Source organism: Streptomyces sp. NPDC003300 (genome assembly GCF_040610915.1).
In the GTDB taxonomy this organism is placed as follows: domain Bacteria; phylum Actinomycetota; class Actinomycetes; order Streptomycetales; family Streptomycetaceae; genus Actinacidiphila.
The window spans coordinates 34238-57592 of the sequence record NZ_JBEXNE010000033.1; the positions used below are offsets into that span (position 1 = coordinate 34238).

Genomic DNA, 23355 nt, shown 5'->3' on the forward strand with positions numbered 1-23355 from the left:
TTTCGTGGCAGCCGTGGACGACGACGCAAGCCGGGGCGAGGCGAGCGCGGCGGAGATCCCCGCCGAGGCACGCGAGGAGCACGCACGCCTCGCCGAGCAGATCGAGGAGCACCGCTTCCGCTACTACGTCAACGACGCGCCCGTCGTCAGCGACGCCGAATTCGACACGCTGCTGCGCCGACTCGAAGCGGTCGAGGAGGAGCACCCGGGCCTGCGCACCCCCGACTCGCCGACCCAGAAGGTCGCGGGCGCGTACGAGACGGAGTTCACCTCCGTCCAGCACCGCGAGCGGATGCTGTCGCTCGACAACGCCTTCGCGCCGGAGGAGCTGGCCACCTGGGCCGAGCGCGTCGCCGCGGAGCTGGGCCCGCCGGACAACACGCACAGCCCGTACCACTTCCTGTGCGAGCTGAAGGTCGACGGCCTCGCGGTCAATCTGACGTACGAACAGGGCCGCCTCACCCGCGCCGCCACGCGCGGCGACGGCAGGACCGGCGAGGACATCACGCCCAACGTGCGGACGATCGCCGACATCCCCGACCGGCTCGCGGGCGACCGCGTGCCCGAACTGGTGGAGATCCGCGGCGAGGTGTACTTCCCCGGCGAGAAGTTCGAGGAGCTGAACGAGCGGCTGGTCGAGGCGGGCGACAAGCCCTTCGCCAACCCGCGCAACGCGGCGGCCGGTTCACTGCGGCAGAAGGACCCGCGGATCACCGCGAGCCGCCCGCTGCGCATGGTGGTGCACGGCATCGGCGCCCGCCAGGGCTTCGACATCGACTGCCAGTCGCACGCGTACGAGCTGCTGCGCGAGTGGGGCCTGCCGACCGCCCGCTACAACAAGGTGGTCGACTCGCTCGCCGAGGTCTCCGACGTCATCGCCTACTACGGCGAGCACCGGCACGACGTCGAGCACGAGATCGACGGCGTCGTGGTCAAGGTGGACGAGATCCCGCTCCAGGGACGGCTCGGCTCCACCTCGCGGGCGCCGCGCTGGGCGATCGCCTGGAAGTACCCGCCCGAGGAGGTCAACACCAAGCTGGTGGACATCCGCGTCGGCGTCGGCCGCACCGGGCGCGTGACGCCGTACGCGGTCGTCGAGCCGGTGACGGTGGCGGGCTCCGAGGTCGAGTTCGCGACGCTGCACAACCAGGACGTGGTGAAGAAGAAGGGCGTCCTGATCGGCGACACCGTCGTGCTGCGCAAGGCGGGCGACGTCATCCCGGAGATCCTCGGGCCGGTCGCGGACCTGCGGGACGGCAGCGAGCGGGAGTTCGTGATGCCCGCCGAGTGCCCGGACTGCGGCACCGCCCTCCAGCCCATGAAGGAAGGGGACATCGACCTGCGGTGCCCCAACGCCCGCTACTGCCCTGCCCAGTTGCGCGAGCGGATCTACTACCTCGCGGGCCGCAAGTGCCTCGACATCGAGAACTTCGGATACGTCGCCGCGACCGCCCTGACGCAGCCGCTGGAGCCTTCCGAGCCGCCGCTGAAGGACGAGGGCGACCTGTTCGGCCTGGAGATCGAGGAGCTGCTGCCGATCCGCTCCTACGTACTCGACCAGGACACCGGCCTGCCCAAGCGGGACGCGGACAGCGGCGACGAGAAGATCGTCACCTTCTTCGCCAACCAGAAGGGCGAGCCGAAGAAGAACGCGCTGGCGATGCTGGAGCACATCGCCGCGGCCAAGGAGCGTCCGCTGGCCCGCATCCTCACCGGTCTGTCGATCCGTCATGTCGGCCCGGTGGCCGCCGAGGCGCTGGCCCGCGAATTCCGCGACCTGGACCGGATCAAGGACGCCGCAGAGGAGGAACTGGCCGCGGTCGACGGCGTCGGCCCGACCATCGCCGCGTCGGTGAAGCAGTGGTTCGCCGAGGACTGGCACCTGGAGATCATCGAGAAGTGGCGGGCCGCGGGCGTCAAGTTCACCGAGGAGGGCTCGGACGAGGGACCGCGTCCCCTCGAAGGACTCACCGTCGTCGTGACCGGAACACTGGCCGGACACACCCGGGACGGCGCCAAGGAGGCCCTGGTCAGCCGCGGTGCGAAGGTCACCGGCTCGGTCTCCAAGAAGACGAGTTTCGTCGTCGTCGGCGACAACCCCGGTTCCAAGTACGACAAGGCGCTCCAGGTGAAGGTGCCGGTGCTGGACGAGCCGGGCTTCGCCGTCCTGCTCGAACAGGGGGCCGAAGCCGCCAGAGCCGTGGCGGTGAATCCGCCGGAGGCGGCGGAAACGGAGGAAGGTGCCGCGGACAAGCCGGTGGCCGAAGACGCGGAAGCGGCGGACGCCGACGGCACAGAAACGGCCGCCGAATCCGGCTGAATGGCCCTGGGATGTCACCCGTTCGGCCTATATCAGAATACGGCGATCGCCCAGGTCGCATTCCGGGAACCCCTGCCGATCGGTGCCCGAGGTGGCGTGTCGCGGCCTACTGTTGAGAAGCGCGCCCGCCGGGCATGAACCTTCCAGCGGCCTCAGCGGGTCCCACCGCGGGCACCGGCGCGGTGGACCTGCTTGCCACACCAGGCTGCGAGAGGGACGGGCATGGAAACGACGGAGGGCGTCGTAGCGGCGCCGCTGCCCAGCAGCCAGGCCGCGACACCGCTCCCGTGCGCGACCCGGCCGTCGATCCGGATAGGGGTGCCGGCGGTGGCCGGTGCCGCGCTCGTCGCGGGCGTCGTCCGCATGGTCGTCAGCGGCCACGCGCTCTTCCCCGGCGGCACCATCGGCTGGGCCCTGGCCGTACTCACCGGCATCGTTGTCGGCCACCTGGTCGCGATGGGCCGCGACCGCTGGTGGGGCGGCACCGGATCCGGCGCCGCCCTCACCCTCGCCATGCTCCTGCTCTACGGCTGGGTGCCCGCCGTCCTCGTCAGCCTCGCCGTGGTCGTCCTGGTCGGGGCCGCCCGCAGGCACCGCTGGCGGGAGGCCGCCCTGCACGGCGCCATCGACATCCTCGGCATCGGCGCGGGCGCGCTCGCCCTCTACTGCTTCGGCGACCACCCCTCCGTCGAGGGCCCCTGGCGGCCCGCCGCCTGGACGCTGTCCGCCGCCCCGGCCATCCTCGTCACCGCGTTGGCCTATCTGACCGCGACCCGGCTGCTGCTGTGGCTCGCGTTCGCCCCGCGCGGCGGCGGCCTGCCCACGGTCGCGCGCACCGCGCTCATCCGGCAGGGCATGGTCGGCGTCGCCCTGCTCGGCATCTCCCCGCTGATCCTGGTCGTCGCCTGCGACATGCCCGTCCTGCTGCCGCTGTTCTCCGTCCCGCTGATCGCGCTGGACTCCACCTTGTGGATCGCGCACGCCCGCGCCGAGGAACAGCTCCGCGACCCGCTCACCGGCCTGCCGAACCGTCAATGGCTCCTGGAACGCGTCCGGTCGGCGCTCGACATCGCCCAGGGACGCGGCGAGCGCAGCGCCCTGATCCTCATCGACCTCGATAAATTCCGCTCGGTCAACGACACGCTCGGGCACCTCGCGGGCGACCGGCTGCTCCTCCAGGTCGCCGACCGGCTGCGGCTCGCGCTGCCGCGCGGCGCCGAGGCCGCCCGGCTCGGCGGCGACGAATTCGCCGTCCTGCTGCCCATCTGCGACTCGCCGACCCGCGCCCAGCGCGTCGCCCGCGCGCTGGCCCTGGCGCTCGGCTCCCCGATCAGCCTGGACGGCCTGACCCTGGTGCTGGAGGCCAGCGCCGGGGTCGCCGTCTTCCCCGACCACGCGGTGGACGCCGAAGGGCTGCTGCGCCGCGCCGACGTCGCGATGTACCAGGCCAAGCTGGACCGCAGCGGCGTCGAGGTCTACGAGGCCAAGCGCGACGGCAACACCCCCGACCGGCTCGGCCTGCTCGGCGACCTGCGCCGCGCCCTGGACGCCGGGGACGTCCAGCTCCACTACCAGCCCAAGGTCCGCTTCGACGGCCAGGTCGCCGGACTCGAAGCGCTGGTGCGGTGGGAGCACCCGGAGCGCGGCCGGGTGAACCCCGAAGAGTTCATCACGATGGCCGAGACGTCCGGGCTCATGCCGCAGCTCACCGAGTACGTCCTCGACACCGCCCTCGCGCAGGTCGCCCGCTGGCGCCGGATGGGCCTCGAAGTCCCCGTCGCCGTCAACGTCTCGCCCCGCGACGTCCACAGCCCCGGCTTCGCGGGCGCCGTCGCCGCCCGCCTCGCCCGGCACCAGGTCCCGCCGGGCTCGCTCCAGTTGGAGATCACCGAGCACGTCCTGCTCGAAGACCCGCAGCGCGCCGCCGACACCCTCAACGGGCTCACCGGACACGGCGTCAAGATGTCCCTCGACGACTTCGGCACCGGCTACTCCTCCCTGGTCCACCTGCGACGGCTCCCCGTCAGCGAACTCAAGATCGACCGCTCCTTCGTCGCCCGCCTCGTCATCGACAACGAGGACGCCGAGATCGTGCGCTGCACCATCGACCTCGCCCACTCCCTCGGCCTCCTCGTCGTCGCCGAGGGCGTCGAGGACGACGAGACCTGGGAACGCCTTCGTGACCTGCGGTGCGACGCCGTCCAGGGGTGGCTCGTCGCCGCCGCCATGCCTCCCGACGAAGCCACGGCGTGGCTGCGCGCCCGCGGTGAACGAGGGTGGCAGCGGCCTGTCGCCGCGCTGGCGGCGACGCCCGAGCCCGAGCCCGAGCATTCGGCTCTGCCGGAGATCCGCCGACCCTGACGCGCCCATGGGCACGGCCCTTGTACGTCCGCTTGCGCAGGTGGGTACGCCCCTGAAAAGCAGGGCCCCGCGTCAGCGCACCGTACCGGGGCCGCGCCCCTGAAAAGATCGGGTTGCCGCGCGCGGGAGGGAAATGGGGTCTGGGGGCGTGCCCCCGGGCCCGTAGGATGAGGGGTCCACCGACATCTCACCCCGCAGAGGATCGCAATCGCATGCCTGGCATCACGCGCGAGGAGGTCGCCCACCTCGGCAAGCTGGCACGGCTGGAACTGTCCGCCGACGAGCTGGACCACTTCGCCGGACAGCTCGACGACATCATCGGCGCGGTAGCCCGCGTGTCCGAGGTGGCCGGCGAGGACGTACCGCCGACCTCGCACCCGCTGCCCCTGACCAACGTCATGCGCCCGGACGACGTCCGGCCGTCGCTGACCCCGGAGCAGGCCCTGTCGGGCGCCCCGGCGCAGGAGCAGCAGCGCTTCAAGGTGCCGCAGATCCTGGGGGAGGACTAAGACCATGACGGACATCATCAGGCTGACCGCCGCTCAGACGGCGGAGAAGATCGCGTCCGGCGAACTGACCGCGGTCGAGGTCACCGAGGCGCACCTGGCCAGGATCGAGGCCGTCGACGAGAAGGTGCACGCCTTCCTGCACGTCGACCGCGAGGGCGCCCTCAAGCAGGCCCGCGCCGTGGACGCCAAGCGCGCGGCGGGCGAGCCGCTCGGCCCGCTGGCGGGTGTGCCGCTGGCGATGAAGGACATCTTCACCACCGAGGGCGTGCCCACCACCGTGGGCTCGAAGATCCTCGAAGGGTGGATCCCGCCGTACGACGCGACCGTCACGAAGCGGCTGAAGGCCGCCGACGTGGTGATCCTCGGCAAGACCAACATGGACGAGTTCGCGATGGGCTCCTCGACGGAGAACAGCGCGTACGGCCCGACCGGCAACCCGTGGGACCTGACCCGTATCCCCGGCGGCTCCGGCGGCGGTTCGGCCGCGGCGCTCGCCTCGTACCAGGCCCCGCTGGCCATCGGCACCGACACCGGCGGCTCCATCAGGCAGCCCGCCGCGGTGACCGCGACGGTCGGCGTGAAGCCCACCTACGGCGGCGTCTCGCGGTACGGCATGGTCGCCTTCTCGTCCTCGCTCGACCAGGGCGGCCCCTGCGCCCGTACGGTGCTGGACGCCGCGCTGCTGCACGAGGTGATGGCCGGGCACGACCCGCTCGACTCCACCTCCGTCGACGCGCCGGTGCCGCCGGTCGTCGAGGCCGCGCGCAACGGCGGCGTGGCGGGCCTGCGGGTCGGCGTCGTCAAGGAGTTCGGCGGCGAGGGCTACCAGGCCGGTGTCGTCCAGCGGTTCAACGAGTCGGTGGAGCTGCTGCGCGACCTGGGCGCCGAGATCGTGGAGATCTCCTGCCCGTCGTTCACGTACGCGCTCGCCGCGTACTACCTGATCGCGCCGTCGGAGTGCTCCAGCAACCTGGCCCGCTTCGACGCCATGCGCTACGGCCTGCGGGTCGGCGACGACGGCACGAAGTCGGCCGAGGAGGTCACCGCGCTGACCCGTGACGCGGGCTTCGGCCCCGAGGTCAAGCGCCGCATCATGCTCGGCACGTACGCGCTCAGCTCCGGCTACTACGACGCGTACTACGGCTCGGCGCAGAAGGTCCGCACGCTGATCACCCGGGACTTCGAGAAGGCATTCGAGAGCGTCGACGTGATCGTCTCGCCGACGACGCCGACCACCGCCTTCCCGATCGGCGAGCGCGCCGACGACCCGATGGCGATGTACCTCGCGGACCTGTGCACCATCCCCGCGAACCTCGCGGGCAACGCGGCGATGTCGCTGCCCTGCGGACTGGCCCCCGAGGACGGGCTGCCGGTGGGACTCCAGATCATCGCACCCGCACTCAAGGACGACCGGCTCTACCGGGTCGGCGCCGCCGTCGAGGCCGCCTTCGTGAAGAAGTGGGGCCACCCCTTGCTAGAGGAGGCACCCCAGCTATGAGCACCGTGAAGAAGAAGGGCAAGCCGGGCACGTACCTGGCCATCGGCAGCACGCTCTTCGCGGCCTTCAGCAACATCAAGAAGGTCCGCACCGCCCGCGGCGAGCAGGACACCCTCCAGTTGGTCGACGGCCTGATCCGGGTGGCCGCGGTGGCCACCGGCGTCGCCCTGCTCATCCGCGAGCTGCGCCAGGCGAACGACGACGACATCCTGACCGGCTGACCGGACGGACTGAGAAGGTAGAGGGAACTGTGACCGTCACGGAGCTGCTGTCCTACGAGGACGCGCTGGCGTCGTACGACCCGGTGATGGGCCTCGAGGTCCATGTCGAGCTGGGCACCAGGACCAAGATGTTCTGCGGCTGCTCGACCGAACTGGGCGCCGACCCCAACTCGCAGACCTGCCCGACCTGTCTTGGCCTGCCCGGCGCGCTGCCGGTGGTCAACGCGGTCGGCGTGGAGTCCGCGATCAAGATCGGCCTCGCGCTCAACTGCGACATCGCGCAGTGGTGCCGCTTCGCCCGGAAGAACTACTTCTACCCGGACATGCCGAAGAACTTCCAGACCTCGCAGTACGACGAGCCGATCGCGTACAACGGCTATCTGGACGTCCAGTTGGAGGACGGCGAGGTCTTCCGGGTGCAGATCGAACGCGCCCACATGGAGGAGGACACCGGCAAGTCGCTGCACGTCGGCGGCGCCACCGGGCGGATCCACGGCGCCTCGCACTCGCTGCTGGACTACAACCGCGCGGGCATCCCGCTGATCGAGATCGTCACCAAGCCGATCGAGGGAGCGGGCGCGCGCGCCCCCGAGGTCGCCAAGGCGTACGTCGCCGAGCTGCGCGAGCTGATCAAGGCGCTGGGCGTGTCCGAGGCCCGGATGGAGCAGGGCCAGATGCGCTGCGACGTCAACTTGTCGCTGCGCCCGCACGGGCGGGAGAAGTTCGGCACCCGCAGCGAGACCAAGAACGTCAACTCGCTGCGCAGTGTGGAGCGGGCGGCCCGCTTCGAGATCCAGCGGCACGCGGCGGTGCTGTCCTCCGGCGGCACGATCCTCCAGGAGACCCGGCACTTCCACGAGGAGGACGGGTCGACGACCTCCGGCCGGATCAAGGAGGAGGCCGAGGACTACCGGTACTTCCCCGAGCCCGACCTGGTGCCGGTCGCCCCGGCCCGTGACTGGGTCGAGGAGCTGCGCGCCGGGCTGCCCGAGCTGCCGCGGCTGCGCCGCAAGCGGCTCCAGGAGAGCTGGGGCATCGCCGACCACGAGATGCAGTCGGTGCTCAACGCGGGCGCGCTCGACCTGATCCTCGCCACCATCGACGAGGGCGCGGACGCGGCGGCGGCCCGTAAGTGGTGGATGGGCGAGCTGGCCCGGCACGCCAACGAGTCCGGCACCGAGCTGGCCGATGTGCCGATCACCCCGGCGCAGGTGGCCAGGGTCGCGGCGCTGGTCTCGGCGGGCGACCTCAACGACAAGCTGGCCCGCCAGGTCATCGAGGGCGTTCTCGCGGGCGAGGGCGACCCCGACCAGGTGGTCGACAAGCGCGGCCTGAAGGTCGTGTCCGACGACGGCGCCCTGGGCGCGGCCGTGGACGAGGCCATCGCGGCCAACGCGGCGATCGCGGACAAGATCCGTGGCGGCAACCTGGCCGCGGCGGGCGCGCTGATCGGCGCCGTCATGAAGCTCACGCGCGGGCAGGCGGACGCGAAGCGGGTCCGTGAGCTGGTGCTGGAGAAGCTGGGCGTGCAGGGCTGAGGCCAGGCCGCCCGCGCGTGCCGGACGGTTATACGAGGGCGGTTCCCGGTGGCGGGGGCCGCCCTCGGCCGTGGCGGTCCCTTCGCGCCGTGGGCGGCTCACGTCGCCGGGGGCGGCCTCGGCCGTGCCCGGCCGGGATGTGGACAGTGGATCTCACAGGTTGAGGCGGGCACTCTCAGACGGCTCTCAGTCCGCTCTCAGAAAGCATCCCTACGGTGCGGACCATGGAGACCACCAAGCCCCCCACAGTGACCGACGCCGAGAACGAGAGCGGGATTGAGAGCGGGACCGGGACCGAGACCGGGACCGGGACCGCGTCCGCGCGGGAGAAGCCCGGCACCCCCGCCGCGGAGACCGCGGCCGACCTCGAAGTCGTGGACGAGACCGACTACGAGGTGATCGGCGACGGAGCCGACGACGAGGAGGAGGACGACGCCCTCGCCGCGGAGCCCGCGGCGCCGTCCGCCGCCTCCGCCATCGTGACCGGCGCCGCCGCCGTCGCGGGCGCCGCGCTCGCGCTGTCCTCGCTCACCGGCACCTGGCTCAGCAACGTCGTCTCCCAGCGGCAGGGCCTGATCGGCCAGATCAAGACGTCCAGCGGCACCGCCAAGCAGCAGATCGCCGCCGGATACGGCACGCCCTGGCACGCGATCGCGCTGGTCAACGGCATCTTCGCGGTCGTCGCGCTGATCGTCTGCGGCGGAGTGCTGCTGCACCCGGCCTCCCGGGCCCGCGCCGCCCGCGGCCACTGGAGCCAGGCGCTGGCCTGGGGCGGTGTCGTCCTGGCCTTCATCGGCCTGCTCATCGCGGGCGCCATGTGGTTCGACGTGTTCGCCGACCTCCCTACGGTCCCCGCGTCCTGACCCCCGCGCGGTGAGCGTCTAAGGCACCCGCACCCCGTACGGGGCGGCCGTCTAAGGCCCCCTGGGGCCGAGAGTTGCGGCAACTGCCCGATGTGGCGGGACCCCCTTGGAGACGAAGCTTGTGGCAGCGGAACAAGCACATCATCCAAGGGGAGAGACCGATGTTCGCTTACGAACTCCAGCAGGCCCGCCGTGACGACCTCCAGCACCGCGCCGACGCCTGGCGGCTGGCCCGGGACGCCAAGGCCGCCCGCGACGCCGCCCGCAGGAACCGCAGGACCACCAGGACCGCCGCCCGCACCGGCACCGAGGCGGACTCGGCCGCGGAGGCCCCCGCCTCCCCGCGCCCGTCCCGCGGCCGAGCCCGCCACCAAGCCGCATGACTGCGCCGCACCCGGCGCCGGCCCGGACCACCGCGACCGCGCTGCCGGGTGCGCGGGCGCCGGGGCCGCCCCCGGCGGGCGGCCCCTCTCCCGCGCCCGGCGGGAGGGACGGGCAAGGCGCCGCCCGGGTAATCGGTGTCGGGGGAAGGCGTGGGCGTGCGATGCTCGGCAGCGTGCAGACGCAGTCGCTGAGTCCCGAGTTCATTGGCCGTGACGCCGAGCTGGCGAAGCTCGGCGCCGCGCTGGCCGCCGCGGCGGCGGGGGAGCCGCAGGCGGTGCTGATCGGCGGGGAGGCGGGGGTCGGCAAGACCCGGCTGACCGAGGAATTCGTGGCCGCCGCGCGGGCGGCCGGCGCGGTCACCGCGGTCGGCGGCTGCGTGGAGATCGGCGCGGACGGACTGCCGTTCGCCCCGATCTCGACGGCGCTGCGCGCCCTGTACCGGGCGCTCGGCGCCGAGCTGACGGCCGCCGCGGCCGGGCAGGAGGCCGAGCTGGCCCGGCTGCTGCCCGAGCTGGCCGAATCCGGCGGCGGCCTGCCGCGCGACCCGCACGACGAGGACGGCCGGGTCCGCCTCTTCGAGCTCACCGCCCGCCTGCTGGAACGGCTCGGCGCCGACCGTACGCTCGTCGTCGTCCTGGAGGACCTGCACTGGGCCGACCGCTCCACCCGCGAGCTGCTGGCGTATCTCTTCCGCTCCCTCCAGCGCGCCCGCGTGCTGATCGCGGGCACCTACCGCGCCGACGACATCCACCGCAGGCACCCGCTGCGGCCCTTCCTCGCCGAGACCGACCGGCTGCGGACCGTCAAGCGCATCGAGCTGCCCCGCTTCAGCCGCGCCGAAGTGCGCCGTCAGCTCGCGTCGATCCTCGGCGCGGAGCCCGCGGACGCCGTCGTGGACGAGGTCTTCACCCGCTCGGACGGCAACCCCTTCTTCGTCGAGGAGCTGGCGTGCAGCATCACCCGCGGCTGCGCCACCGGCATCAGCGAATCCCTCCGCGACCTGCTGCTGGTCCGCGTCGAGGCGCTGTCCGACGACGCCCAGCGGGTGGCGAAATTCGTCGCGGAAGGCGGCAGCACGGTGGAGTACCGGCTGCTCGAAGCCATCACGGGACTGGACGAGGACGCCCTGCTGGACGCGCTGCGCACCGCCGTGGGCGCCAACATCCTGCTGCCCTCCGACAGCGGTGAGGGCTACCGCTTCCGGCACTCCCTCGTCCGCGAGGCCGTCGGCGACGACCTGCTGCCCGGCGAGCGCAGCCGGATCAACCGGCGGTACGCGCGGGCCGTCGAGGCCGACCCGACGCTCGTCCGCGCCGACGAGCGGGCCGCGCGGCTCGCCAGTTACTGGTACGCCGCCCACGACCCGGCCAAGGCGCTGCCCGCCGTCCTGCGCGCCTCCGTCGAGGCCAGGCGGCGGCACGCGTACGCCGAGCAGTACCGGCTGCTGGAACGCGCGCTCGAACTGTGGGACGACGCCCCCGAGGAGACCCGCGCCGAGCTGCGGCCCGCCGACTACGCGGAGGCGTACCCGGCGTGCGGCTGCCACCCCGACACCCCGCTGAGCCTGCTCGACCTGCTCGCCGAGGTCACCGTCGCCGCCCGGCTCGGCGGCGAGCGGGAATGCGCGCACGCGATGGCCAAGCGGGCACTGCGGCTGATGGACCGCGACGACAGCGGCGACGACCCGCTGCGCGCCGCCTGGTTCTGGGCGCAGCGCTCCCGCGTCACCGAGGCGCTGGGCCGCGGCGACGGCTGGGACGAGCTGTCGCGCGCCCGCGAACTGGTCCGCGGCCAGCCGCCGTCCGCCGCGCACGCCGAGGTCCTCACGATGATCGCGAGCTGGATCATGGTGCACAAATCCGGCACCGAGGGCATCGACATCGGGCGCCGCGCCGTCGAGTACGCCCGGCAGGCCGGCGCCCGCGACACCGAACTGCACGCCCGCGTCACCCTCGGCCTGCTCCAGGCCGACGGCGGTGACATCGACGGCGGCATCGCGGAGGTCGAGGAGGTACGGCGGCTGCTCAGCGGCGACCACGCGGTGCCCGGCGCCATCGCCCGCACCTACGGCAATCTGTCCTCCGTCCTGGAGGGCGCGGGCCGCTCCCGCGAGGCCGTCGCCGTCGCCCGCGAGGGCCAGCGGCTGATCGGCGCGCGCGTCTCGCTCGGCATCCGCTCGTGGCTGCTCACCAACGAGGGGGAGTCGCTGATCTCGCTCGGCCGGTACGCGGAGGCCGCCGTCGCCCTCGCCGAGGCGCTGCGGTACGCCGACGGCTCGTATCCGCGCGCGGGCATCGAGATGCACCACGGATTCCTCGCCCTGCTGCTCGGCGACACCGAGGCCGCCGTCCGCTACCAGGCCGCCGCCCGGGCCGGTCTCCTCCACGACACGCAGCCGCAGCACCTCATCCCGAGCCGCACCCTCGCGCTCCAACTGGCCTCGGCCCAGGGCCGGTTCGACGACGCGCGCCGCGAACTCCTCGGCGCGATCGACAGCGGCTTCGCCACCGGGACCACCCGCTTCGCCTGGCCCCTGCTCGCCGCGGGAGCCGCCGCCGAGGCCGACGGCGCCGCCGAACCGCGCGTCCTGGAACGTATCCGCGCCGCCGCCCGCGAACTGTCCCGGCCGACGCCGCTCGCCGAGGCGTACGCCCTGGTGGTCGACGCCGAACTGGCCCGCGCCGAAGGCCGTACGGAGCCCGACCTGTGGGCCGCCGCCGCGCTCGCCTTCGCCCGCCAGGAACGGCCGTACGAACTGGCCGCCGTACGCCACCGGCACGCCGAGGCGCTGCTTGCCGCGGGACCCGAGGGCCGTGAGGAGGCCGGGTGCCTGCTCGCGCAGGCGTACGCGACGGCGGACGCCTTCGCCGCGCGCCCCCTGCGCGACCGGATCACCCGACTGGCCCAGCGCGGTCGCCTGCCCCTGGACAGCCCCGCGCCCCCCGCCGCGGACCCCGTCGAATCCCTCGGGCTCACCGCCCGTGAACGCGACGTGCTCCGCCTGGTCGCCGACGGCCTCACCAACCGTCAGGTCGCCGAAGTCCTGTTCATCTCACCCAAGACGGCGAGCGTCCACGTCTCCAACATCCTCGCCAAGCTCTCGCTGTCCACCCGCGGTGAGGCCGCCGCGCTGGCCCACCGGCTGAACCTCTTCGCCCCGGCGGCGTCCTGACGCCGCCCGCGCGGGTCAGCTCACCGTGAGGTGCAGGATGCGGTCGTCGCCCTTGGCGGGGGTGCCGCGGCCGTCGGTGTTGCTGGTCGTCAGGTACAGGGTGCCGTCGTCGGCGGCGACGACGGTGCGCAGGCGGCCGTAGACGCCGGTGAAGAAGGACTGCGGGGCGGCGGCGGCGTGGGCGCCGTCGAGGGGGATGCGCCACAGGCGGGCGCCGTGGAGGGCGGCCATCCAGATGGACCCGGCGGCGTAGGCGATCCCGCTGGGCGACGCCTGGTCGGTGTGCCACTGGACGACGGGGTCGACGTACCCCGCGCGGTGCGCGATGCCCTCGACGACCGGCCAGCCGTAGTTCTTGCCGGGCTCGATGAGATTCAGCTCGTCCCAGGTGTCCTGGCCGAACTCCGAGGCCCACAGGCGGCCCTTGTCGTCCCAGGCCAGGCCCTGCACATTGCGGTGGCCGTCGGAGTAGTCGAGGGAGCCGGGCGTGGGGTTGTCCTTCGGCGGCTGCCCGTCGGGCGTCATCCGCAGGATCTTCCCGGCGAGCGAGGACTTGTCCTGCGCGAGCCCGCGCTGGTTGGTCTCGCCGGTCCCGGCGTACAGCATCTTGTCGGGGCCGAAGGCGATCCGCCCGCCGTTGTGGATGGTGCCGCTGGGGATGCCCCGCAGGATCGTGTCGGGGGCGCCGAGCTGCTGGCCCTCGGCGTGCGAGGTGTCGTACAGCATCCGGACGATGCGGTTGTCCGACGCGGTCGTGAAGTACGCGTAGACCAGCCGGTCGGAGCCGAAGTCGGGGGAGACCGCGAGGCCGAGCAGACCGCCCTCGCCGCCCGCCTGGACGCCGGGCACGGTGCCGACCGCGCTGGTGGTCTTCTTGACCGGGTCCACGCGGACGATCCGGCCGGTGTCGCGGGAGCCGACCAGCATGGTGCCGTCCGGCAGCGTCGCGACGCCCCACGGGGTGTCGAGCCCGGAGGCGACGGTGCCGGTCACCTTCGCGGTGCCCTTGGCGGGCGCGGCGGACTCCGACGGGCTGGCGGGCGGCGCGGTGGTCCCGGCCGTGCCGCCGCTCGGGGAGGGCGCGGACGGCGAGGCGCCACTGCCCGACGGCCGGGGAGTGACGAGATTCGGGCCGTCCGACGAGCAGCCGCCGAGGACGAGTACGGCCACGGCGGCCACAGTCCCGGCCGCCGTCCGGCGGACCGGCCCGCGGCGCACTGCGCTCCAAGACCTCACGGCGCTCACTCCCTCGTTTCGCCCCAGCACATCACACGCGAGCGGCGTCCCGCCCGCCGATCACCCGTACCCGCCGGGGCCGCACGGCAGACCCGCGTCAGTCCCACGAGCCGCGCGCGGCGGGCAGCTCCGCGATCTCCGACAGGTCCTCCGAGGTCAGCCGCAGCCGCGCGGCCCCGGCGTTCTCGGCCGTCCAGCGGGCCGACTTGGCGCCGGGGACCGGCACGACGTGCGGCCCCTGGGCGAGGACCCAGGCCAGGGCGACCTGGGCGGCGGTCGCGTCGTGCCGCTGGGCCACCCGGCGCAGTCCGGCCACCACGGGCTGGTTGGCGGCCATCATCTCGGCGGTGAAGCGCGGATGCCGGGCGCGCAGGTCGTCCGGCTCGAAACCGCCGCCGGGCGTCAGCGTGCCGGTGAGGAAGCCGTTGCCCAGCGGCATCGCGGCCATGAAGCCGATCCCGCGCGCCGCGCACCACGGCAGCAGCGACTCCAGGGCCTCGGCCGCCCACACCGACAGCTCGGCCTGCACACAGCTGACCGGGAAGACCTGCTGGGCGCGTACGAGGTGCCGGATCGTCTCGTCGTGCAGGTGCGCGCCGGTGCGGCGGTTGCCGCGCGCGCCGACCGCGCACAGGCCGAGCGCCCGCACCTTGCCCGCCGCGACCAGTTCCGCCATCGCGCCCCAGGTCTCCTCGATGGGCACCTCGGCGTCCACCCGGTGGAGCTGGTAGAGGTCGATGACGTCGGTCTGGAGGCGGCGCAGCGACGCGTCGCAGGCGCGTTTGACGTACCCGGGGCGGCCGTTGGCGACGATGTGCTGCTCGCCGACGAGCAGCCCGCACTTGGTGGAGACGAAGGCGTCGCGCCGCCGCTCCCTCAACACCCGCCCCAGCAGCAGCTCGTTGGTGAACGGGCCGTACATGTCGGCGGTGTCCAGCAGCGTCGAACCCGTGTCGAGCGCGGTGTGCACGGCCCGCAGCGACGTCTCGCCGTCCTGGCGCGAGGTGCTGTACGCCCAGCTCATCGGCATGCATCCCAGGCCCACGGCGCCCACTTCGAGAGCTGCTGCACCGATTGTCCTGCGCTCCACCCGACCGTCCTCCCTCAAAGGGCCGTTCGTGATCCGCCGGACCGATCCCAGCCGCCGCCCCACTGTGTCATAGCCTCCTGACCATGAACGACATGACCCGAGACCGCCGTCCCCAGGTGTGGCTCTCCGTGCCGCCCGAGGGCGTGGACGGACTGCCGGACGCCTTCGAGTACGTCTTCTGGGACGGTGACGGCGACTTCCCCGCCGACCCGGCGGGCGCCGCCTTCTACGTCGTCCCCTACATGAAGGGCGCGACCGCGGGAGCGCTGCCGCTGCCGCGGATGACCGGGGTGCGCGCCGTGCAGACGCTCAGCGCCGGAGTGGACCACATCCTGCCGCACCTGGAGCGACTGCCGCCCGGCGTGAGCCTGTGCAACGCGCGCGGGGTGCACGAGGCGAGCACCGCGGAACTCGCCCTCGCGCTCGTCCTCGCCTCGCTGCGCGGCATCCCGCGCTTCGTGCGCGGCCAGGACGCCGAGGAGTGGCACGGCGGTTTCTACCCGGCGCTCGCCGACCGCGAGGTGCTGATCGTCGGGTACGGCTCGATCGGCGCGGCCGTCGAGGAGCGGCTGATCCCGTTCGAGTGCGAGGTGGTGCGGGTGGCGCGCGGCGCCAGGAACGCGCCGCGCGGACCGGTGCACGCCCTCTCCGAGCTGCCGCGCCTCCTTCCGTCCGCCGACGTGGTGGTGCTCACCACTCCGCTGACCGAGCAGACCCGCGGCCTGGCCGGCGCGCAGTTCCTGGCCCGGATGAAGGACGGCGCGCTGCTGGTGAACATGGCGCGCGGCCCGGTCGTCGACACCGAGGCGCTGCTCGCCGAGACCGGGGCGGGGCGGCTGACCGCGGCGCTCGACGTCACCGACCCCGAACCGCTGCCCGCGGGGCACCCGTTGTGGCACGCGCCGGGCGTGCTGATCAGCCCGCACGTGGGCGGCAGCACCTCGGCCTTCATGCCGCGCGCCCAGCGGCTGATCCGCGAGCAGCTCGTACGCTTCGCGGCCGGTGAACCGCTGGAGAACGTCGTCGCGACGAGCTGACCCGGCTGGCCGAGCGACCGGCCGACCGGCAGATGGGCGGACCGAGACGTCCCGCGCACGGCCGTCGGGGCGCGGCCGACGCGTATGCGTGATGCGGGACGGGCACGCCTACAGCACGGGGGAGGACGGCCCTTCGGCACGCGGCGACCGCACGCGCGTCCGCCATCTTCCCTGTGGTTACGCTGAGTAGAGGAACTATGTCCCTGAGTGACGGATCTGGTGTATCGTCCCGATCGGGGGACTCACCGGGGCCGGGAGGGACGGCCACGGTGATGTGAACGACGAGCAAGTGAAGGGGGGCGACGGGCGATGCACGGCCGATGGATTCACTCCGGTCACTCCAGCGCGCGGGCCCAGAGCGCCGTACTGAGCAGCACACCGCGGCCGTTCGGCCCGCGCCGACGACACCGGACCGCACGGTGAGCTCCACCGGGGCGGTGCTCGCCCGCCCTTCGGCGCGCGGCGGCCGGGCGGGCCTGCTGCCCCAACTCCTGGTCGCGGTCCTGTGCGGCGGCTACACCACCGGCGCCGTGCTCGGCTGGGGCTCCAGCGAAGTCGCCCTGGTCATGGGCGACTTCGGACTCTCCGCCGCCGCGGCCACCGCCACCGTCTCCTCGCTGGTCTACGCGCGCAAGGTCTGCGGCCAACATCGCCCCGCCTGGCTGCTGTTCGCGGTCTCCTCCGCGATGGTCGCGCTCGGCAACGGCATCTGGGGCTGGTACGAGGTGGTGCTGCGCCGCCCGGTGCCGCAGACCTCCGCCGCCGACTTCTGCTTCCTGATGTTCGCGCCGCCCGCCATCATCGGCCTGCTCGTCCTGGCCAAACGCCCGGTCACCAGAGCCGGTTGGGTCTGCCTGGCGCTGGACGCGTCGCTGATCGGCGGCTCGCTGCTCACCTTGTCGTGGAGCCTGGCGCTCGCCCACACCGCGGCCTGGGACGGCCCGAGCACCGCCCGCATGGCGCTCTCGCTGGCCTACCCGCTGCTGGACATCGTGCTGGTCAGCATGGTGCTCGCCCTGCACTTCCGGCGCTCGGCCGCCAACCGCGCCGCGGTCAACACCGCCATCGCCGCGCTCGCCATGACCGTGCTGTGCGACGCCCTGTTCACCTCGCCGATCCTGCGCGAGCACTACCGCTCGGGCCAGATCCTCGACGCGGGCTGGTTCGCGGGCAGCATGCTGCTGGCGTACGCGCCGTGGACCGGCACCCGCACCGACCCGGTGCGGCGCACCGCCACCGCGACCCGCAAGGTCACCGGCTCGCTCGCCGCCCTCACGCCGTATCTGGCCGCCGCCGTCTGCACCCTCGGCATCCTCTACAACGTGATCACCGGCCAGAAGTGCGACCGCGTCGTCCTCTTCACCGGCTGCACCGTCGTCCTCGCCCTCGTCGTACGCCAGGGCATCATGCTGCTCGACAACATCTCGCTCACCCAGGAACTGGCCCAGAAGGAGAATCACTTCCGCTCCCTGGTCCAGGGGTCGAGCGACGTCATCATGATCGCCGCGCCCACCGGAGTGCTGCGCTACGTCAGCCCCGCCGCGCAGGGCGTCTACGGCCGCGACCCGGAGGAACTGGTCGGCACCGAACTGGCCGCGCACATCCACCCCGACGACCTGGGACGCGTCGTCCACGAGGTCCGCAGATTCCTCGCCGCGCCGCCCGGCGACGAACCCGCCACCAGGATCGAGTGCCGCATCCGCTCCGGCCACACCCGCAACCAGGACGGCTCGATGGCCGACGACTGCTGGCTCAGCGTCGAGTCCAGCGTCAACCGCTACCAGGGCGGCCTGATCTTCAACAGCCGGGACGTCACCGAACGCGTCAGGCTCCAGGCCCAGTTGCAGCACAACGCCTCGCACGACCCGCTCACCGACCTGCCCAACCGCGCGCTGTTCACCGAGCGCGTCACCCGCGCCCTGAGCGGCCGGAGGGCCGGTGACGCCCACGCCGCCCTGCTCTACGTCGACCTCGACGGCTTCAAGGCCGTCAACGACACGGTCGGCCACCAGGCGGGCGACGAACTGCTGGTCCAGGCCGCCCGGCGGATACGGGACGCGCTGCGCTCCGGCGACACCGCGGCCCGGCTCGGCGGCGACGAGTTCGCCGCCCTGGTCTGCGGCGCCAGCGCCGACCCGCGTGAGCGCGAGTTCCAGATCCTCGACATCGCGGAGCGCCTGCGGTCGGTGCTCTGCGAGCCGTACCGCGTGGAGGGCGGCGAGGTACGGGTCGCCGCCAGCATCGGCATCGCCTTCGCCGAACCCGGCGCCACCCCCGGCGAGCTGATGCGCAACGCGGATCTGGCGATGTACCGCGCCAAGCAGGCGGGCAAGGGCCGCGTCGAGGTCTACGCACCGCAGATGCAGGCCGACGTCGTCCGCCGCACCGAACTGGCCGGCCGGCTCCGCAAGGCGCTGCACGACGGCGAGTTCACCCTGCTCCACCAGCCCGTGGTGGAACTGGACAGCGGCCGGGTCACCTCCGTCGAGGCGCAGGCCCGCTGGCGGTCCGCGCAGGGCATCCTCTTCACCCCCGCCGAATTCCTGCGCGCCACCGAGGACACCGACCGTTCCTTAGAGCTGGGGCGGTGGCTGCTGGAACAGGCGGTGGAGCAGGCGGCGCTGCGGTACGGGGCCGGTCACACCGTCCCCGTCGCCGTCCGGCTCCCCGCCCACCGCCTGCTCCACCGCGACCTCCCCGTGTCCGGCATCGAGACCATGCTCACCCGGCACGGACTGCCCCCCGGCGGCCTCGTCCTGGAGCTGGCGGGCGGCGACCCCCGGATCGCCCTGGACGACCTGGAGCGGCGGCTGTCGGCGCTGCGCAGGATGGGCGTACGGATCGCGCTCGGCGGCTTCGGCGGCGGCTACGCCTCGCTCATCGCGCTGCGCAGACTCCCCGTCGACCTCGTCAAGCTCGACCGCTGCTTCGTGGAGGGCGTCGTGGAGTCGGCCCGGCTGCACAAGATCACCCGCGGTCTGCTGCGGATCGCCCACGACCTGGGCGTGGGCAGCGTCGCCGACGGCGTGGACCGCCCCGAGCAGCTGCACGTCCTGCGCGACATGGGCTGTACGCACGGCCAGGGCATGGCCTTCTCGGGGCCGCTGGACGAGCACCGGCTGCGCGGCTCGCTGACCCGCGGCGGCTATCCCGTACCGCGGGAAACACCCCGTGAACAGGTCACATCGAACGGACTTCCGCTGCCCTCGCGTCGCTCAAATACTGAGACGCGTGTCCCACCGGCTTGACACCCGCCGGGGTCCGGGAGGAAGGTCAAGGCCATGCGCACCCGAATTCTCGTACTTGGAAAGCGCGTCGGCTGACCGAGGCCGTACAGCCTCGCACACGCACCGACGCGCTCCCCTCGCTTGCCTCACGGCACGAGGGGTTTTTTGTTGTCCGGCCCCCGTCGGACACCCCCACAAAACCCTCATCACCCCCATCTTCGAGAGAAGAGAACGCAGATGACCGAGCAGGCCAACGGGTCCCACCATCCGCAGCCGCGGACCCGCAGCGCGGCTCCCGCCGCAGCAGCCACCCCCGAGCGCATGACGGGCGCGCAGTCGCTCATCCGCTCCCTCGAGGCCGTTGGCGCCGACACGGTATTCGGCATTCCCGGGGGCGCGATCCTGCCCGCGTACGACCCGCTCATGGACTCCGCGAAGGTCCGGCACATCCTGGTCAGGCACGAGCAGGGCGCCGGTCACGCCGCCACCGGCTACGCGCAGGCCACCGGCAAGGTCGGCGTGTGCATGGCCACCTCGGGCCCCGGCGCGACCAACCTCGTGACGCCGATCGCCGACGCCCACATGGACTCGGTGCCGATCGTCGCCATCACCGGGCAGGTCGCCGCCAAGGCCATCGGGACCGACGCCTTCCAGGAGGCGGACATCTGCGGCATCACCATGCCGATCACCAAGCACAACTTCCTGGTCACCGACGCGGCCGACATCCCGCGCACCATCGCCGAGGCGTTCCACATCGCCTCCACCGGCCGCCCCGGCCCGGTCCTGGTCGACATCGCCAAGGACGCGATGCAGAACGAGACGACGTTCTCCTGGCCGCCGCAGCAGGACCTGCCCGGCTACCGCCCGGTGACCAAGCCGCACGCCAAGCAGATCCGCGAGGCCGCCCGGCTGATCAACGAGGCCAAGCGCCCCGTGCTCTACGTCGGCGGCGGCGTCATGAAGGCCCGCGCCACCGGCGAGCTGCGCATCCTCGCGGAACTGACCGGCGCGCCCGTCACCACCACCTTGATGGCGCTCGGCTCCTTCCCCGACAGCCACCCGCAGCACGTCGGCATGCCCGGCATGCACGGCGACGTCGCCGCGGTCACCGCGCTCCAGAAGGCCGACCTGATCGTCGCCCTCGGCGCCCGCTTCGACGACCGCGTCACCGGCCGCCTCGACACCTTCGCGCCGTACGCCAAGGTCGTGCACGCCGACATCGACCCGGCCGAGATCTCCAAGAACCGCGTCGCGGACGTCCCGATCGTCGGTGACGCCCGCGAGGTGCTCGCCGATCTGATCGTCGCCGTCCAGGCCGACCACGAGGCCGGTCACAAGGGCGACTACACCGGCTGGTGGGAGCACCTGAACTTCTGGCGCAACACCTACCCGCTCGGCTACGACCTGCCCTCCGACGGCAGCCTGTCCCCGCAGCAGGTCATCGAGCGGATCGGCCAACTCGCCCCGGAGGGCACGCTGTTCGCCGCGGGCGTCGGCCAGCACCAGATGTGGGCCGCCCAGTTCATCAAGTACGAGAAGCCCTCCACCTGGTTCAACTCCGGCGGCGCGGGCACCATGGGCTACGCGGTCCCGGCCGCCATGGGCGCCAAGGCCGGCCGCCCCGACGCCACGGTCTGGGCGATCGACGGCGACGGCTGCTTCCAGATGACCAACCAGGAACTGGTCACCTGCGCGCTCAACAACATCCCGATCAAGATCGCGATCATCAACAACGGCGCGCTGGGCATGGTCCGCCAGTGGCAGAACCTCTTCTACGGCGAGCGGTTCTCCAACACCGTGCTGCACTCCGGCGCCGAGAACGTCCCCGGCTCCACGCAGGGCGTCGGCTCCATCCAGAACCGCGGCACTCGCGTCCCGGACTTCGTGAAGCTGTCCGAGGCGATGGGCTGCGTGGGCTTGCGCTGCGAGACCCCCGAGGAACTGGACGCGGTCATCGCCAAGGCCAACTCCATCAACGACCGCCCCGTCGTCGTGGACTTCATCGTCCACGAGGACGCGATGGTGTGGCCGATGGTCGCCGCAGGCACCTCCAACGACGAGATCATGGCCGCCCGCGACGTCCGCCCGGACTTCAGCGACGAGCTGGACGACTGAAGCGACCGCGGACACGTGAGAGAAGGAATCCCGACCATGTCCAAGCACACCCTCTCCGTCCTGGTGGAGAACAAGCCCGGTGTCCTCGCCCGGATCACGGCGCTGTTCTCCCGGCGCGGCTTCAACATCGACTCCCTCGCGGTCGGCACCACCGAGCACCCCGAGATCTCCCGCATCACCATCGTGGTCAACGTGCTGGACGAACTGCCGTTGGAGCAGGTCACCAAGCAGCTCAACAAGCTCGTCAACGTGCTGAAGATCGTCGAACTCGACCCCGCGTCGGCGGTTCAGCGCGAACTCGTTCTGGTGAAGGTGCGGGCCGACAACGACTCGCGCTCCCAGATCGTGGAGATCGTCCAGCTCTTCCGCGCCAAGACCGTGGACGTCTCCCCGGAGGCCGTCACCATCGAGGCCACCGGCGGCGCCGACAAGCTGGAGGCCATGCTCAAGATGCTGGAGCCCTTCGGCATCAAGGAACTCGTCCAGTCCGGCACCATCGCCGTCGGCCGGGGCGCCCGTTCCATCACCGACCGCAGCCTGCGCGCGCTGGACCGCTCCGCGTAGCACCGCGGCGTCACGTAACGCCTCCTCGCCCGAATCCGTATGGCGAGACCCCGCAACCCCCGTGTCCCCACCCGTCGTACGGTGGGCCGTACAACCCGATCCAAGGAGAGACCCGAAGTGGCCGAGCTGTTCTACGACGACGACGCCGACCTGTCCATCATCCAGGGCCGCAAGGTCGCGGTCATCGGATACGGCAGCCAGGGCCACGCCCACGCGCTGTCGCTGCGTGACTCGGGCGTCGACGTGCGCGTCGGTCTGCACGAGGGCTCCAAGTCCAAGACCGTGGCCGAGGAGCAGGGACTGCGCGTGGTGTCGGTGGCCGAGGCCGCCGCCGAGGCCGACGTGATCATGATCCTGGTCCCGGACCCGATCCAGGCCAAGGTCTACGAGGAGTCCATCAAGGACAACCTGAAGGACGGCGACGCCCTCTTCTTCGGCCACGGCCTCAACATCCGGTTCGGCTTCATCAAGCCGCCGGCCGGTGTCGACGTGTGCATGGTCGCCCCCAAGGGCCCCGGCCACCTGGTCCGCCGTCAGTACGAGGAAGGCCGCGGCGTGCCCTGCATCGCCGCCGTCGAGCAGGACGCCACCGGCAAGGGCTTCCCGCTGGCCCTGTCGTACGCCAAGGGCATCGGCGGCACCCGCGCCGGCGTCATCAAGACCACCTTCACCGAGGAGACCGAGACCGACCTCTTCGGTGAGCAGGCGGTCCTGTGCGGCGGCACCTCCGCGCTGGTCAAGGCCGGCTTCGAGACCCTGGTCGAGGCGGGCTACCAGCCGGAGATCGCGTACTTCGAGTGCCTCCACGAGCTGAAGCTGATCGTGGACCTCATGTACGAGGGCGGCCTGGAGAAGATGCGCTGGTCGGTCTCCGAGACCGCCGAGTGGGGCGACTACGTCTCCGGCCCGCGGATCATCAACGAGAACACCAAGGCCGAGATGAAGAAGATCCTCGGCGAGATCCAGGACGGCACCTTCGCCAACAACTGGATCGCCGAGTACAACGCCGGTCTGCCGAAGTACAACGAGTACAAGAAGGCCGACGAGGACCACCTGCTGGAGACGACCGGCCGCAAGCTGCGCAAGCTGATGAGCTGGGTCGACGAAGAGGCGTAACACCCCTCACGCGGTCTCGGGGGCTCTCGGCCGCCGGGCGGGCCAAGGGGTCTGTCCGGCGGGTGAGAAGCCCCTTGGCCGTGGCGTACAACCACCTTCGGGTG

The 23355-nt window shown here is 72.3% G+C and carries 16 protein-coding genes; 14 read left to right on the forward strand and 2 right to left on the reverse strand.

What is annotated here, in order from left to right:
* Positions 1–13 precede the first annotated feature (13 nt).
* The 9 genes from ligA (at position 14) to ABZX65_RS32195 (ending at position 12866) form a co-directional block, all read left to right on the forward strand.
* A complete protein-coding gene (gene ligA, locus ABZX65_RS32155; protein ID WP_355348080.1) occupies positions 14–2320 on the forward strand; it encodes an NAD-dependent DNA ligase LigA in 2307 nt (768 codons plus the stop codon).
* A 222-nt stretch (positions 2321–2542) separates the two neighbouring features.
* The gene (locus ABZX65_RS32160; RefSeq protein WP_355348083.1) at positions 2543–4681 is read left to right on the forward strand and encodes a bifunctional diguanylate cyclase/phosphodiesterase; all 2139 of its coding nucleotides are present in this window, start codon (positions 2543–2545) and stop codon (positions 4679–4681) included.
* Between the two features lie 212 nt (positions 4682–4893).
* The gene (gene gatC, locus ABZX65_RS32165; RefSeq protein ID WP_355348086.1) at positions 4894–5190 is read left to right on the forward strand and encodes an Asp-tRNA(Asn)/Glu-tRNA(Gln) amidotransferase subunit GatC; all 297 of its coding nucleotides are present in this window, start codon (positions 4894–4896) and stop codon (positions 5188–5190) included.
* 4 nt (positions 5191–5194) lie between these two features.
* Positions 5195–6688 carry an Asp-tRNA(Asn)/Glu-tRNA(Gln) amidotransferase subunit GatA gene (gene gatA, locus ABZX65_RS32170; RefSeq protein ID WP_355348089.1) on the forward strand — a complete coding sequence of 498 codons (1494 nt, stop codon included), beginning with the start codon at positions 5195–5197 and terminating at the stop codon, positions 6686–6688.
* Positions 6685–6909, forward strand: coding sequence for a hypothetical protein (locus ABZX65_RS32175; RefSeq protein WP_355348092.1), 225 nt, complete (start codon positions 6685–6687; stop codon positions 6907–6909). The genes gatA and ABZX65_RS32175 overlap by 4 nt, the downstream gene beginning before the upstream one ends.
* Before the next feature lie 29 nt (positions 6910–6938).
* Positions 6939–8447 carry an Asp-tRNA(Asn)/Glu-tRNA(Gln) amidotransferase subunit GatB gene (gatB, locus tag ABZX65_RS32180; protein ID WP_355348095.1) on the forward strand — a complete coding sequence of 503 codons (1509 nt, stop codon included), beginning with the start codon at positions 6939–6941 and terminating at the stop codon, positions 8445–8447.
* Positions 8448–8671: 224 nt separating this feature from the next.
* Entirely contained in the window at positions 8672–9310 is a 639-nt protein-coding gene (locus ABZX65_RS32185; RefSeq protein ID WP_355348098.1) for a hypothetical protein, read from the forward strand.
* 161 nt (positions 9311–9471) lie between these two features.
* Positions 9472–9693 (forward strand): hypothetical protein, encoded by a 222-nt coding sequence (locus ABZX65_RS32190; RefSeq protein WP_355348101.1) that lies wholly within the window; start codon positions 9472–9474, stop codon positions 9691–9693.
* A 161-nt stretch (positions 9694–9854) separates the two neighbouring features.
* Entirely contained in the window at positions 9855–12866 is a 3012-nt protein-coding gene (locus ABZX65_RS32195) for an AAA family ATPase (RefSeq protein ID WP_355348104.1), read from the forward strand.
* Positions 12867–12881: 15 nt separating this feature from the next.
* Here ABZX65_RS32195 and ABZX65_RS32200 read toward each other — a convergent pair whose 3' ends face one another.
* Together ABZX65_RS32200 and ABZX65_RS32205 are read right to left on the reverse strand one after the other, a co-directional pair.
* Positions 12882–14036, reverse strand: a complete 1155-nt coding sequence (locus ABZX65_RS32200; RefSeq protein ID WP_355348107.1) for a PQQ-dependent sugar dehydrogenase — start codon at positions 14034–14036, stop codon at positions 12882–12884.
* Between the two features lie 163 nt (positions 14037–14199).
* Positions 14200–15192 (reverse strand): aldo/keto reductase, encoded by a 993-nt coding sequence (locus tag ABZX65_RS32205; RefSeq protein WP_355348110.1) that lies wholly within the window; start codon positions 15190–15192, stop codon positions 14200–14202.
* Between the two features lie 92 nt (positions 15193–15284).
* Between ABZX65_RS32205 and ABZX65_RS32210 the strand changes: the two genes are divergently transcribed.
* The 5 genes from ABZX65_RS32210 (at position 15285) to ilvC (ending at position 23251) form a co-directional block, all read left to right on the forward strand.
* A complete protein-coding gene (locus tag ABZX65_RS32210; protein ID WP_355348172.1) occupies positions 15285–16229 on the forward strand; it encodes a 2-hydroxyacid dehydrogenase in 945 nt (314 codons plus the stop codon).
* Positions 16230–16648: 419 nt separating this feature from the next.
* Complete coding sequence (locus tag ABZX65_RS32215) at positions 16649–19477, forward strand: EAL domain-containing protein (RefSeq protein ID WP_355348113.1); 2829 nt, start codon at positions 16649–16651, stop codon at positions 19475–19477.
* Between the two features lie 216 nt (positions 19478–19693).
* Positions 19694–21571, forward strand: a complete 1878-nt coding sequence (locus tag ABZX65_RS32220) for an acetolactate synthase large subunit (RefSeq protein WP_355348116.1) — start codon at positions 19694–19696, stop codon at positions 21569–21571.
* Positions 21572–21607: 36 nt separating this feature from the next.
* Complete coding sequence (gene ilvN / locus ABZX65_RS32225) at positions 21608–22135, forward strand: acetolactate synthase small subunit (RefSeq protein WP_188284938.1); 528 nt, start codon at positions 21608–21610, stop codon at positions 22133–22135.
* Positions 22136–22252: 117 nt separating this feature from the next.
* Positions 22253–23251 carry a ketol-acid reductoisomerase gene (gene ilvC, locus ABZX65_RS32230; RefSeq protein WP_355348120.1) on the forward strand — a complete coding sequence of 333 codons (999 nt, stop codon included), beginning with the start codon at positions 22253–22255 and terminating at the stop codon, positions 23249–23251.
* The last annotated feature ends 104 nt before the right edge of the window (positions 23252–23355 follow it).